The 13901-nt window shown below is 66.6% G+C and carries 13 protein-coding genes; 12 read left to right on the top strand and 1 reads right to left on the bottom strand.

The annotated features are described in order from the left end of the window. Positions 1 to 370: 370 nt before the first annotated feature. The gene (locus tag QOL57_RS15535; protein WP_089235914.1) at positions 371 to 1351 is read right to left on the bottom strand and encodes a helix-turn-helix domain-containing protein; all 981 of its coding nucleotides are present in this window, start codon (positions 1349 to 1351) and stop codon (positions 371 to 373) included. 691 nt (positions 1352 to 2042) lie between these two features. Here QOL57_RS15535 and QOL57_RS15530 point away from each other — a divergent pair. The 12 genes from QOL57_RS15530 (at position 2043) to QOL57_RS15475 (ending at position 13824) form a co-directional block, all read left to right on the top strand. Further along, positions 2043 to 2225 carry a Flp family type IVb pilin gene (locus QOL57_RS15530; protein WP_025878547.1) on the top strand — a complete coding sequence of 61 codons (183 nt, stop codon included), beginning with the start codon at positions 2043 to 2045 and terminating at the stop codon, positions 2223 to 2225. Between the two features lie 101 nt (positions 2226 to 2326). After that, positions 2327 to 2872 (top strand): prepilin peptidase, encoded by a 546-nt coding sequence (locus QOL57_RS15525; RefSeq protein ID WP_089235915.1) that lies wholly within the window; start codon positions 2327 to 2329, stop codon positions 2870 to 2872. Further along, on the top strand, positions 2869 to 3342 hold the full coding sequence (locus QOL57_RS15520) for a TadE/TadG family type IV pilus assembly protein (protein ID WP_089235916.1): 474 nt from the start codon (positions 2869 to 2871) through the stop codon (positions 3340 to 3342). The genes QOL57_RS15525 and QOL57_RS15520 overlap by 4 nt, the downstream gene beginning before the upstream one ends. Before the next feature lie 24 nt (positions 3343 to 3366). After that, on the top strand, positions 3367 to 4416 hold the full coding sequence (cpaB, locus tag QOL57_RS15515; RefSeq protein WP_089235917.1) for a Flp pilus assembly protein CpaB: 1050 nt from the start codon (positions 3367 to 3369) through the stop codon (positions 4414 to 4416). Between the two features lie 18 nt (positions 4417 to 4434). Continuing rightward, positions 4435 to 5793 carry a type II and III secretion system protein family protein gene (locus QOL57_RS15510; RefSeq protein ID WP_089235918.1) on the top strand — a complete coding sequence of 453 codons (1359 nt, stop codon included), beginning with the start codon at positions 4435 to 4437 and terminating at the stop codon, positions 5791 to 5793. A gap of 28 nt (positions 5794 to 5821) precedes the next feature. Then, positions 5822 to 7078: a fimbrial protein gene (locus QOL57_RS15505; RefSeq protein WP_089235919.1), complete on the top strand. Its 1257-nt coding sequence runs from the start codon at positions 5822 to 5824 to the stop codon at positions 7076 to 7078. After that, positions 7063 to 8412 (top strand): CpaF family protein, encoded by a 1350-nt coding sequence (locus QOL57_RS15500; protein ID WP_089235920.1) that lies wholly within the window; start codon positions 7063 to 7065, stop codon positions 8410 to 8412. The genes QOL57_RS15505 and QOL57_RS15500 overlap by 16 nt, the downstream gene beginning before the upstream one ends. A 2-nt stretch (positions 8413 to 8414) precedes the next feature. Continuing rightward, complete coding sequence (locus tag QOL57_RS15495) at positions 8415 to 9359, top strand: type II secretion system F family protein (protein WP_089235921.1); 945 nt, start codon at positions 8415 to 8417, stop codon at positions 9357 to 9359. Positions 9360 to 9387: 28 nt separating this feature from the next. Further along, positions 9388 to 10317, top strand: coding sequence for a type II secretion system F family protein (locus tag QOL57_RS15490; protein WP_089235922.1), 930 nt, complete (start codon positions 9388 to 9390; stop codon positions 10315 to 10317). Between the two features lie 5 nt (positions 10318 to 10322). Continuing rightward, positions 10323 to 11207, top strand: a complete 885-nt coding sequence (locus QOL57_RS15485) for a tetratricopeptide repeat protein (protein ID WP_089237972.1) — start codon at positions 10323 to 10325, stop codon at positions 11205 to 11207. Continuing rightward, a complete protein-coding gene (locus tag QOL57_RS15480; RefSeq protein WP_089235923.1) occupies positions 11204 to 11665 on the top strand; it encodes a DUF3613 domain-containing protein in 462 nt (153 codons plus the stop codon). Before QOL57_RS15485 ends, QOL57_RS15480 begins: the two co-directional genes overlap by 4 nt. Before the next feature lie 8 nt (positions 11666 to 11673). Beyond that, entirely contained in the window at positions 11674 to 13824 is a 2151-nt protein-coding gene (locus tag QOL57_RS15475; RefSeq protein WP_089235924.1) for a TadG family pilus assembly protein, read from the top strand. Positions 13825 to 13901 lie beyond the last annotated feature (77 nt).

The raw sequence follows: 13901 nt of genomic DNA, 5'->3' as shown, positions 1-13901 counted from the left end.
TCATTTAGATCGAAATAATCAATCAGAATCGAAGATTCACTCACGCTTTCGAATGCGCGATGGCCAATCCAACCGTCATCGGGAAACTGTCAGGGGTGGGGCGGTGTGGGCTTGCAGGACCGTTGGCGCCATGGGTTCGGAGCATGCGCCGGACGGGCTGGGCAGGATGCCCTGCCCCGGTCTTGCCGTGTGCGCAGGACAGCGCACGCGAGCAAGGCGCCATCGAGCCCCCATGGATGGGTTTACGGCGTGTCCTGCAAGCCCACACCGCCCCGCCAACCCACAGAAAACCCAGAGCCGGCTGTTGCTTTGGCTTTAGGCGTTGGCTTTAGGATTTGGCGGGTGCCGGGCGGCAGCCCGGCCGATACCCTCAGGCGGGTTGGCCTAGCTGAGCGGGCGCGCGCATCAGGGTGTCGCGCGGCAGTTCGCCAAAGACTTTCCGATAGTTGTCGGCGAAGCGCGACAGATCCCACAGCCCGCAGCTGAGGGCGATGGCCTTGACCGAGCGCCGGTTGGAATCGGCCATCGACAGGCTGCGGCAGGCCGCGCACAACCGCAGCATCGACAGGTAGCGATTGGGCGAGGTGCCGAACAGATCCTCGAACGCATAGCGCAGGCCGCGCTCGCTGACGCCGGCGGCGTCGCAGATTTCATTCATGTAGATATTGCGCCGCAGGTTGAGGCGCATGAAGTTCTCCGCCCGCTGCGCGATCAGGTAATGCGTGCGGCGGGCGCGACTGCAGCTGGGCCGGTCGGCCGGGCCTGCACCGAGCAGCGCCTGGATATGCTCATGCAGCAGGCGCTCGGTTTCTTCCGGCTGCAGCGCACCGCCCTGCCCCAGCTGTGCATGCAGCTGCTGGTAATGGCGTACCAGGGGCATTGCCTCATCGCCGAGGTTGAACAACGAAAGTGCCTGCCCCGCTGGCGGCGTGCTGCGCAGGCTCAGTTCGGTCAGCTTGCGCTGCACGCGTGCGACCGGCACCAGCATCAGCGTCATCTGCGTGCCGGGGCTGAGCGTGAATTCACTGATGCCTTCAGGCATCACGGTCAGCGCCATGCCCGGTGTCAGCGGCACGCCATGGCACCAGCTCAGCGCATCATCGGTGGTGTGCAGGTAACCGAGCATCGCCCAGTCGGGGGGCAGCATGAAACGGCCGCGGCAATGGAAACCGCAGCTGATGCTGCAGAACAGGGCTTCTTCGTGAACGCGCGAAGCGAATGCCGCGCGCGGACCATTGCCATCAAGCAGCAACAGTTCCACATCGCACACGCGAAGCACGCCGCTCAGCGTGGCCAGGTCGATCGACCTGAGATCGCCGTCGTCGTTGTCTTCCACCCCACCATCGACCATGACAGTGTCGTCCCCCGTTTGGTCTGCTGCACGACCCCGCCCCCACTGCCTGACAGGGCGCACGCCGTTTCCAAGAGCATCGTCCGTTGCCGTGATGGTCGCTGCGCAGCACGCGCGTCCATCCATGAAAATGCAAAACCTTGAATGCGAGTATGCCCGATAATCCGCGGCCGTAAACAGGATGTTTCAAGGCTTCCGGATTATCGGCTGCGTGAAGAAAGTGTGTGTGCGAGTGGCATGGTTTTCGCATGCGCGCAGATCGACCTCACATTATCTGCACGAGCATGAATCGTTTTGCGCAGGAACGGATTTACGTCACAGATCGTGATCGGAATATTCAGGAATCCAACGAATCTGCCGAATTTGCATATAGGTTCCGGTTGCAGGGAACCGCCATTCAGGCAAAGTCGAATACACGGTGATCGGGCACGCAGATAGCGGCCACACCCAGGGGGACAGCATGACCATGCACGTACGACAAACCGTTTCGACCACCGGCCTGGTGCCGCGCGGTCGCGGTTGCGCGGCCGCTGCCCTGCCCGGGAATGATCACCCTGCTTGAGCACAGCGGGATTGCCCGCCGTGCCTCCTCCGCCAGGATGGCAGAGGCCTACGGACGGTCCCGGCGGAGCCGGGCCACCGCCCATGCAGGTTTCCTGCAGCAACTGACAGGTAGAGGGAGACAACCGTCATGAACGCATCGATCCGCAAGTTCCTGAAAGAAGAAGATGGCGTGACCGCGCTCGAATACGGGCTGCTGGCCGCCGTGATCGCCGGCATCCTGATCGTGGTGGGCAGAACCCAGATCACCGCATTCTTCACCACGTTGTTCACCCGCCTGCAGGCCATCGCCACCGACGCCACCACCACCTAGCCGTCGCGCGGGGTGCAGCACCTGCGGTCGCTTCGATGGCGACCGCGGTGGCCGATGAAGGGGGTCTGCAACTGTCCAATGACGGACGAAGAGGGTGTGCGATGACACTGCTGGGATTGCTGGCCATGGGAGTGTGCCTGCGGATCGCGATCAGCGATCTGTACGCCCGCCGCGTGCCCAACACCTGGCTGCTGGCCGCGTGCGCGATCGCCGTGCCACTGATCATCGCCAACCAGTTCAATGCAACGCGCACGACCTGGGCGCCACACCTGCTGGGCGCGGCACTTGGCCTGCTGGCTCTGCTGCCGTTCTACGCGGTGCGCTGGATGGGCGCCGGCGATGTGAAGTTCTTCGCCGTGCTCGGCCTGCTGCTGGGCTGGAAGGCATTGCTGCCGGTATGGGTGCTTGCCAGCCTGGCCGCAGGCGCCCACGCCATGCTGGTGATCGTCGGACGGCAGTTGGCCGGTCACCTGCCGCTGCGCCTGCAGATGCAGGTAAATCGCGCCAGCACGCACTGGAATGGCCACCCTGCACTGCGCGAACTGCACGCTGCGCGCGCGGGGCGCCAGGGCATTCCTTACGCGGCCTACCTGGCCTTCGCTGCGATTGGCTGGGTATTGGCAACCACTTATGGAGGCGTGGCATGAAAGCGTTCGCACGTCGCCGCCAACGCGGCGTGGCCAGCATCGAATTCGCACTGATGCTGCTTCTCGGCCTGGTGCCGCTGTTGCTGTTCACCTTTTCCGGCGTGCTGATCATGGCCGCGCAGCAGACCCTGGCCACGGCCTCGGCCGAGGGCGCGCGGGCTTCGCTGCGCTATGGCAGCGCCGGCGAGCGGCGCACCGCAGCCTGCCTGGCGGCCCGCCGCTCCATGCAATGGCTGTTGCAGTTTTCCAGGCAGAACCCGGACTGCAGCGCTGGCGGCGCCGGTGCCATCGTGGTTTCGCCGCAGGCGCCCTGCGCCGGCCTGGCGACGGTGCAATGCATGACCGTGACCGTGAGCTACGACTACAACGCCCACCCCTTCCTGCCCGGCACCGCCACGCTCTATGGCTGGGTGATGGGCGCCCCCATTCGCAGCGTCGCGGTCGCCCAGCTGGACCTTGGCAGCAACTGACGATCGGTACAGGAGACGTTCTTCATGCTCAAGTTGACCCGCATCGCCGCCATCGCCCTGATTGCACTCGCGGTGCTGCTCGCCGTGGTCGCCTTCGTGATCGGCCGCAAGCCGGCGGCCTCGGCGGACAATCCGAGCACGGTCGTAAAGGCCGATGCGCAGACCTTCAGTGTCGTTGAAGCCACCGCGCGGCTACCTGCCGGCGAGCCGATCAGCGCCAATGGCGTGCGGCTGACGCAACGCACCGCAGAAGTGCCGGGGGCGGTGGCCGACCTGGCAACGGTGGTCGGCAAGGTGCCGGTACAGGACATCAGCGAGGGCAGCGCGATTGGCGCCAGCCTGCTCGCGCAGGGCTTCTCGCTGCAGCTGCGGCCGGGTGAACGGGCACTGGCGGTGCCGGTCGATGAGCTGGTCGCGGCAGGCAACCGCATCCTGCCCGGCGATTTCGTCGACGTGTTCCTCAACCTGCGCAGCGCCGCTACCAGCTACAACGGCCAGCAGGACATCGCACAGACGCGGTTGCTGCTGTCACGCCTGCGCGTGCTCAGCTACGGCCAGCAGGACATCGCGGCAGCGCCCACGAGCAGTCAGGGCGAAGCACCGGCCACGGCGCACAACGACTCACGCGCGGCCGATATCACCAATGGTTCCAGCAGCACCCACAGCAATGGAAGCGGCAGCGATGCCACGCAGCCGGCACGCACCGCGGTGCTGGCGGTACCGGTGGCCGACGCCAACCGCCTGCTGCTCGGCGCGCAGCAGGGCAAGCTGTTCCTCGCCCTGCGCAATCCCGCCGATACCGGCCTGCCGGACCTGGCACTGTTCCCGCAGGCGCGCGGCGTGCTGGACCCGGTGCGCGGTCTGGACAACGAACAGCAGCTGGCCCTGCAGCGACCGGAGAACCACGCCTACGCTGGACTGGATGGCGACGCACTGGCGGGCCGCGGCAGCAGCGTGCAGCGCAACGCCCACGAACCGCCAGCGCGCGCACCGGTGCAGCGTCGCTCGACACCGCGACCGGCGGGTATCGAAATCATCCGCGGCGACACCGCGGCTCCCCGTGGCTCCCTTTGACCCATGCCGAGAGCACACATGACTGAGCGTCGCTACTGCCTACGCCCCACTGTCCGCCAGCGCTGGCTGGCCCTGCTGCTGGTGCTGCTGGCACCGGGTGCGAGCGTGGCTGCCGACGATCTGCTGCTGCAGACCCGCGAACAGCGGCCGTGGACGCTGCCGGCCGACCTGGAACGGGTTGCCATCGCCGACCCCGGCGTGGCTGACATCGTGATGCTGCGCGGCGCGCGCCAGGCACTGCTGGTCGGCAAGGCACCGGGCACCACCACCCTGCTGCTGTGGCACCGCAAGCAGGGCGAACCGCAGCGTGTGCAGGTGCGCGTGCAGAGTGCAGTGCAGGGCGCTGCCGATACCGGATCCAACGGGCTGGTGTTCACCCAACAGGACCATCAAGGGCTCCTGCAGGGAAGCAGCGACAGCGTGCTGGCGCACATGCAGGAACAGAAGACCGCAGTGATGGCGCTGGGCAAGGACGGCAGCCTGGCCGACGCCTCCACCATCAGCAGCGGCGGCGTGGTGCAGGTCGAGGTTAAGGTGGTCGAATTCAACAAGACCGCGCTGAAACAGATCGGCATCAACTTCCAGAACCGCAACGGTGGTTTCGCCTATGGATTCGCCCGACCGGGTGGGCAGCTGCCAGGCAACACCGGCATCCTCCCGGGCATGAAGGAAGGCGAGTCCAGCAACGAAAGCGAATCGCCGATCTCCTCGGCGTTCCGGCTGGTGTTTGGTTCGACCAAGGGCCTGTGGAACGCGGACGTCGACCTGCTGCAGGCCAACGGCATGGCGCGCGTGCTGGCCGAGCCGACCCTGGTTGCGCTGTCCGGGCAGAGCGCCAGCTTCCTGGCCGGTGGCGAACTGCCGATCCTGGAGCCGCAGGGGCTCGGCACGACCACGGTCACCTACAAGCCCTTCGGCATCGGCCTGACCGTCACCCCCACCGTGCTCTCACCCAACCGCATTGCATTGAAGGTCGCGCCGGAAGCCAGCGACCTGGACTACACCAATTCGATCGCGCTGAACGGCGTGCAGATCCCCTCGATCACCACCCGCCGTGCCGATACCACCGTCGAGCTTGGCGATGGCGAGAGTTTCGTCATCGGCGGCCTGGTCAGCTCCACCGTGGCGTCGACGGTCAACAAGATTCCCCTGCTCGGTGACCTGCCGATCATCGGTACGTTCTTCCGCAACTTCGACTACAAGCGCCAGGACAAGGAACTGGTGATCATCGTCACGCCGCGGTTGGTACAGCCGATTGCCCGCAATACCGAACTGCCGCTGCCCGGCGATCGCGAAGCCAAGCCGAACATGCCCGAATGGGGCGCGTGGCTGCTTGGCCCGATCAGCCGCGACCCGGTGCCCGGTTTCTCGCGCTGACCCACATGACGTCTCCGGTACCACGCCCATGCCCTACGCCACTGCCCTGCCGCTGCACCCGCAAGGACCACCGATGAACCTGGTCCTGTACGGGATCGACCGCGAACTGCTGCCGCGCCTGGCTGCCAAGCTGCCGCCGGCCACGGCATTGCATTGGCAGGACAGCGGCGAGCCGACCTCGGCACAGGACCTGCAGCGTGGCCCGCAGAACCTGGTGCTGCTCGACTTCCGCCCCGAGCATGCATCGGCATCGACGGTGCTGGCGCAGCAGCTGCAGCAGACCCAACCGGAACTGACCCTGGTGGCGGTGGGCGCCACCAGCGCCGGCCAGGTTGAAGGCGTGGTGATGGCGCTGCGCGCCGGCCTGCGCGATGTACTGGATCTGGACAGTGACAACACCGGCATCGAAGCCGCCCTGCGTCGCGCCCTGTCACCGCGGCCCGCCGCAAGCGCACAGCAGGCGCACAAGGCGCGGCTGATCGTGCTGCTGGGCGTGCGCGCCGGCGTCGGCACCAGCACCCTGGCAGCACATCTGTCGGTGCTCGCACAACAGACCCATACCCTGGCCCAGGGCGATGCAGCCGTGCAGGACGGGCTGCTGATGGAGCTGGCGCAGCCGGCCGGCGATCTCGCCCTGTACCTCAACCTGGACAGCCGCTTCCACTACGAAGATGCGCTGCGCAATGCCAGCCGCATCGATGCCACCCTGGCGCGCACCGCGATGGCCCGGCATCCCAGCGGCCTGGTCCTGCTTGATCGCGCCAGTGGCAGCGACGCGCTGCCGCCGTCCGACCCTGGCGCGCTGCTGCAGCGCCTGCGCAGCGTGTTCGCCAGCGTGCTGTGCGATGCCGGCGGCTGTCCGCTACGGCAGTTGCCACCGCTGCTGCTGGACCAGGCTGATGAAATCTGGCTGGTGGCCGATGCATCGATCGCCACGCTGGTGTCGCTGGACCACGCCCTGAAGCACCTTTCCGGCCAGCGCGATCGCGAGAAGCGGCTGCAGCTGCTGATCAACCGCCACGACGACAACAGTGGCATGAGCCCCGAACAGATCGCGCGCCGCTTCGAGCTGCCGCTGCTGGCCACCCTGCCCGAACGGCCACGGGTGCGCACGGCCGCCAGCCATGGTCATCTGCTGCTGCAGGATGCGCCGCGCGACCCGTACCTGCGTGCCCTCGCCCCGCTGGTGCAACGCCTGGATCCGGCTGCCTGCCCGGTCCAGGCGCATGGCCTGCGGGAAAGACTTGCCCTTGCCCTGGGTGGATCGCAATGGAAGACAAAGTGACCCCGTTCCCGCACGTTGTCGCCCGCAACTCGGTGCCGGAACACGCACCGGGCAGCCTGCCGTTCGCACAGACCGAGCAGTACCAGAAGGTGCTGTCGGCCGCGCACGAGCACCTGCTCAACAGCATCGAAGACGAGCGCATCGACATCGATTCCTGGGCCCCTGACACCATCGCCCGCTGGGTGGAGGTGCAGACGGTCAGTTTCATCCAGGAATGGCGCATTCCCATCAACGAAGAAGAAATGCAGGTGGTGGCCGAAGGCCTCGTCAAGGAGCTGACCGGGTTCGGCCCGCTCGATGACCTGCTGCATGACCCCACCATCGAAGACATCCTGATCAATGGCTTCAAGGATGTGCATGTCTCCCAGGGCGGGCAACTCAAACGCGCGCCACAGCGCTTCACCGACGACACCCACCTGCTGCGCATCCTGCGCCGCATCATCGCGCCTCTCGGCCGCCGCCTGGATGACTCCAATCCGATGGTCGATGCGCGCCTGCCCAATGGCGGCCGCCTCAACGCGATCATCTCGCCGTTGGCGGTGGACGGGCCCATGGTGTCCATCCGCAAGTTCCGCAAGGACCCCTTCACCCCTGACGAGCTGCTGGCCAAGGGCACCTTCGATGCACCGATGCAGGCGCTGCTGAAGGCGATGGTGCTGGGCCGCTGCAACATCCTGGTTTCCGGCGGCACCAGCTCGGGCAAGACCTCGCTGCTCAATGCGCTGGCCAGTTATGTGCCGGCCAACGAACGCGTCATCACCGTGGAAGACACCGCCGAGCTCTCGCTCAACCACCCGCACGTGGTGCGCCTGGAGAGCCGCATCGGTGGCGCCGAGGGCCAGGGTGCGGTCAGCATCCGCGACCTGGTGCGCAACAGCCTGCGCATGCGTCCCGACCGCATCGTGGTCGGCGAGGTGCGTGGCGCCGAAGTACTGGAAATGCTGCAGGCGATGAACACCGGCCATGACGGATCGATGGCCACCATCCACGCCAACTCGCCGCGCGACTGTCTGTACCGCATCGAGATGCTGGCCGGTTTTGCCGGCTTCCAGGGCAGCGAGGACAGCCTGCGTCGGCAGATCGCCAGTGCCATCGACTTCATCGTGCAGATCTCGCGCCTGGGCAGCGGCCGCCGCGTGCTGGTGTCGATCACCGAAATCACCGGTGTCAGCGACAACCTGATCACCACCCAGGAGATGTTCCGCCACGAAGTGCAGATCGATGGCAGCGGCAAGGAAACCGACCGTTGGATCGGCCTGGGCTTCCAGCCGCATTCGCACAAGCTGGAGCCGTTCCGGCAGTTGCTGCGCGAATCCCTCTACGGAGACTTCTGAGCATGAGTACCGGCCTGCTGCTGGGTGTGCTGAGCATCGTGTCGGTGCTGCTGGCGCTGGCCGTGTGGTTGTGGGGCACCGCCAGCACCCGCGAACAGCGCCAGGCCTCCCTGCAGCATGCCGAGCAGCAGCTGGCGCGCGGCACCGGCCCTGGCGCCAGCAACGCCACCGACGCGGCACGGCAGGCACCGCTGCCTGCGCCGGGTCGCCGTATCCTGCCCTGGGACGGACAGCTGCAACGTGCCGGCCTGACGCCGGGCTGGAAGCTGCCACTGCTGATGCTGCTGCCGGGCATCGCCCTGTCCGCATTCGCGGTGCTGCGCCTGGGCACTGTTTGGATGTTCCCGCTTACCCTGCTGCTGTACCTGCTGGGCTGCTGGCTGTGGCTGATGCGCCGCACCGGCAAGCTGCAGGCACAGCTGCTGCACCAGCTTCCGGACTTCCTCGACAACCTGGTACGCCTGACCGCACTCGGCAACAGCCTGCAGGCCGCCTTCCAGGTCGCCTCGATGCAGACCAACGCACCACTGCGTGGCCTGCTCGACACCACCGTGCGCTATGCCCGTGGCGGCATGGACCTGGACCGCGCGCTCAACCTCGCTGCACAGCCCTACCGCATGGACGTGCTGAAGGTACTGGCGGTGGTGATGGGCGTGAGCGTGCGCATCGGTGGCCGTGCCGACCAGATCCTGCAGCGCATGGGCGACTTCATGCGTGACCTGGAACAGGCCCAGCAGGAGCTGGCCGCGACCACGTCTGAAACCCGCATGTCGGCCTGGGTACTGGGCCTGCTGCCACCGGCCAGCGCGGTGTTGATGGCGATCTCCAGCCCCGAGTTCTTCCAGCCGGTGCTGCACGATCCGCTGGGCCACAAGATCCTGTTGATCGCTCTGTGCATGGAACTGACCGGCGCCTTCCTGCTGTATCGCCTGGCCAAATCGCTATGAACCTTCACGTCCACACAGGAGGCATCCAATGAGCGCCAGCATCTGGTTCGTGGCCGCCCTGCTGGTGCTGGCCGCCGGTGTGGCCCTGCTGGGGCTTGGCAGCTGGGTGCGCGGCCATCGCGAGGACCGCAGCGCGGCAACATTGAAAACGGCGCTGCGTCCACGCGAAAGCGAAGATGCCGCTGCCGATGCACGAAAGGATTCACTCGGCTGGCTGGAGCAGCTCGGTCGTGGACTGAGCGGCGGCCGCCTGGAAACGGCGCTGCTGGCCGGTGAAGATCGCCTGCTGTTGGACCTGGCTGGTTGGAACACCCGCCGCGGCACCGCCATCTACCTGGGCCTGCGCCTGCTGCTGGCGGTGCTGGTGCTGGGTATTGCGTTGGCGATCAGCGATGCCACGGGGTTGTCCAGGATCATGGTGGTGATCGGCGCGCTCGCTGCCGGCCTGCTGCTGCCGAAGTTCGCGCTCAGTGCGTGGGTCAAGCGGCGGCGGCGTGCCGTGAACAATGAGCTACCGCTGTTGATCGACCTGCTGCGGCTGCTGCAGGGCGTGGGCTTCAGCATGGATCAGAGCCTGCAGACACTGGGCGACAAGCTGCGCGACGCACTGCCGGTACTGGGCGGGGAAATCCAGGAAGCAAATGTCTCCTACACCCACGGACGCACGCGCGCGCAGTCGCTGCGGCGGCTGAGCGATGTGTACGGTGACGACGACCTGTCCAGCCTCGTGCAGTTGATCCTGCAGGTGCACGCGCATGGCGGTGCCGTGCAGGAGCCGCTGCGCCAGTTCAGCATCCGCCTGCGCGAGCAACGCCGCAACGCGCTGAAGGAAAAGGTCGGCAAGCTCTCGGTGAAGATGACCGTGGTGATGATGCTGACCCTGCTGCCGGCACTGATGCTGGTGCTGGCCGGACCGGCGCTGGTCGCGCTGGCCACTACCTTGTCGAAAATGGGATGACCTTCATGCCTGTCCTGCGCCCCGCCTGCCTGTTGCTTGCCCTGGTTGCCGCCGTTGCCGGCTGCAGCTCCACCACGCCGAAGTACCTGCGTGCGCCGAGCCTGGCCGAGCCGACGCCGGCCCCGCAGGATAGCCGCAACGCCTATCTGGAGCTGATCCAGCGCATGCAGCTGCAGGGCGCCTGGTACGCCTCGCTGGCGCACGTGGATGCGTTCCGCCAGCGCTACGGCGATACCCCGGCACTGCGCCTGCTGCAGGCCGACGCACTGCGCCAGACCGGCCAGATCGATGCGGCGCTGGCGTTGTACCGCGAACTCGGCAACGGCCCGCAGGCCGCAGCCGCCGCGCATGGCATCGGCCTGATCGCCGCCCTCCGTGATGATGACGACGGCGGCGAACAGGCACTCGCACGTGCCACCCAGCTGAACCCCCTGAACACCGATTACCTGGGCGACCTCGGCTATGCACGGCTGCGCGCCGGTCGCTTCGAACAGGCACGCGAGCCACTGGCCAAGGCGCTGGAACTGTCGCCGGGCAACGTCAAGGCCACCGCCAACCTGGCCTTGTGGGCGCTGCTGCGTGGCGACACGGCCACCGTCGAACGACTGGCCCAGCAGGCCAGCTTCAGCGAGGAGACGCGCCGCAGCGTCGAACAGCAGGCACAGCAGATCCGTACGCGGCTGCAGCAACGCCAGGCAGCCGCCACTGCTGCAGCGGCGGCAGCGACGCGGCCGGTTGCCTCGGCGACCGCCAGCCCCGCCAACGCAGGCCAGCGCCTGGCCGCCGAACCCCGCCGCGATGGCCGTGACCAACGCGACCCGTCACGACTGCCGCCCTCGATGCTGGAACGCTTCGGCACCACCGATCATCCCAACGGGAACACGCCATGACCTCGACGCCGCTGATCCGCTGCCTGCTGCCGATGCTTGCCGGCTTGTCTTTCGCTGCGGCTGTGCAGGCGCAGACGCCGCAGCAACCGTTGACCGGGCAGATGCTGGGCGGCGCTGCGCCCGCGTCGACCGCCGCCTCTCTGCACAGCGAGCCGTTGGCCACCGTGGACGTATCGCCGGAACCGGCTCCACCGCCTCCGCCAGCCCCTGCACCTGCATTTGCACCCGATTTTGGCGGCACGCAGTTGCGGCCCAATACCTCACAGATCGGCGACACCACTCGCAGCCTGTTCCGCCTGCAGGCCTCCGGCCAGGTAGCCGGTGCCCGCCTGCCGATCCTCGGCGACCAGGCCACATCCAGCTACGCGCGTTACCTGAAGAGCTTCCAGTACGACATCCCGCAGTTCTTTGAAACCGACGTCGCCAAGTCCGCAGGATCCTCCCGATCCGGACGCTGAGGTCTGCCATGAACCGAGCACGCCACATCAGCTTCAGTCGCCCGCGCGGCGGTATGTCGGTCACCATGATGCTGGTGATGATCGCGCTGCTGGCGATGCTCGGCCTGATCGAGATCGGCTTCCTGTTCTGGGCCAAGCGCGATGCACAGAAAGTGGTCGATCTGGCCGCACTGGCAGGCGCACAACGGCTCGACCTGTGCAACGCCAGCAATGCCGACAACAGTGCGGCCCGGCAGAGCGCACTCGCGCAGAACCGCTTCCGCGGCCAGGTGCAGATCCAGTGCGGCAACTGGAATGCCACCCGTGGAACCGCAGACCACTTCAGCCCGAGCGTAGACGCCAGCAATCCACGCAACGCGGTGCGCGTCGTTGCAGAACGCGGCGTGCTGCCGTTCTTCGGCCAGAACCGCACGTTGCCCACCCTGCGCGTGCAGGCCGTGGCCAAGCGCTCGGAACCCACCGCGGTGTTTGCGGTGGGTTCGCAGCTGCTGCGCACCAATGGCAACTCCCCCTTGATGGCAACCCTCCGTCTGGTCGGCCTGGACGTCACCAACGCGACGGTGCTGTCCTACGACGGTCTGGCGCAGGCCACCATCACCCCATCAGGGTTATTGGCTGCACTGGGCATCCCGGTCACCGCTGACCTCAGCGTGGCCGACTTCAACAGGCTGCTGTCGATCAACCGCATCTCGCTGGCACAGCTGGTCAATGCCACCGCCACGGTAGTCGGCCGCGAGACCGCCGTCGGCGTACAGCTGCAGGCGCTGTCCAACCTGGTCGGCACCCGGCTGGACATCAACCAGCTCAATATTCTTCTGGGCAGCCAGAACGGCGGCGGCGGTCTGTTCGCGCAGGTGATCTCGCCGGACGGCACCATCGGCAGCGCATTGGAATCACGGGTCAACGTGCTGGATCTTGTCACCGCCGCCATCTCCATCGCCAACGATGGCAATGGCGTGCAGGTGCAGGGCTTGAACCTGCTGGGAATCGACATCAAGGCCGGCGTGGTGGAGCCGCCGTCGATCGCCATCGGCGGTGTCGGCGCACGTGCCTACAACGCACAGGTGCGGCTGATGGTGGACGTCGACAGCGACCGCCTGTTCGCGATCGGCCCACTGTTGAACCTGCTCGGCACCCGCCTGCATCTGCCACTGCACGTGGATGTGGCCAATGCGATGGGGACATTGACCAGCATCCAGTGCGGGGCGACGCCACCGACGGCCACCGTCCAGGTAGATTCCTCGGTGCTGCGCGCCTGCGTCGGCAAGGTCAACGCAACCGATCGCTTCTCCAAGAGCAACGTCTGTGACGCGACCCTGCAGAACGAGCAGCTGTTGAAGCTGCTGGGGCAGCCCTTGATCAACGACAAGATCACCCTGCCGGCGCTGACCAGCACGCAGAGCCTGACTCTGGCGGCCGGACAGACCGGCTCGACCCGGATCAACCCGCTGGCCGTCGGCACCGCCGTGTCCGATCTGGTCAACGAACTGCTGCGCGTGCTGTCCGGCATGCTCAGTTCGCCCAAGCAGGGCATGAACGCCAATGACACCGCCAAGGCATTGGCCGACCGTTATCTCCAGGCCGCCTTCCCCAGCGGCGGGCGCTACAACGTGGACCAGGTGATTCCGTTGCTGCGCGATGGCGATCCGTCACGCAACCTCGCACCGCTGGGCAACTGGACAGTCACCAAAGGTGTACCGAAGCCCTGCCTGCTTGGCCTGACCACCTGCTGGGAAGATGGCTCGGTGTGGACGGGCTATCGCACCACCGTGACCGGCCAGGGCCTTGGGTTGCTCGACGGACTGCTCGGCTCGCTGGTCGGCGGCCTGCTGATCAACCGCTGCGACAGCCTGCTGGGCAACCTGATCGACTACAACGGCTGCGTGCGCACCAACCTGGCGTCCTACATCCAGACCGCCCCGGCCGGATTCCTCGATGGCCAGAACGGCGGCGGCGTGACCACCCCGGGCAACAACGTGACCTGCAGCGGCCTGCTGTGCGCGCTGCTGAATCCGGTGCTGGCCGCGCTCAAGCCGGTGCTCAACAGCGTCGGCACCCTGCTGACCAACACCCTGGCAAACCTGCTCGGGCTGGAACTGGGCCGCACCGATGTCAGCATGCAGTCGATCCAGTGCAGCTCGGCGCAGCTGGTCTTCTGAGCCGCGCGGGCGCCGGTTGGCGGCGTCCGCGCCCATGCTAGACTCGCGGCGGGGAACCACTTTCAACTCAACCCACA

The sequence above is a fragment of the Stenotrophomonas sp. yr243 genome (assembly GCF_900184195.1).
GTDB lineage: Bacteria > Pseudomonadota > Gammaproteobacteria > Xanthomonadales > Xanthomonadaceae > Stenotrophomonas > Stenotrophomonas lactitubi.
This window is presented reverse-complemented; position numbering and strand designations above follow the sequence as displayed.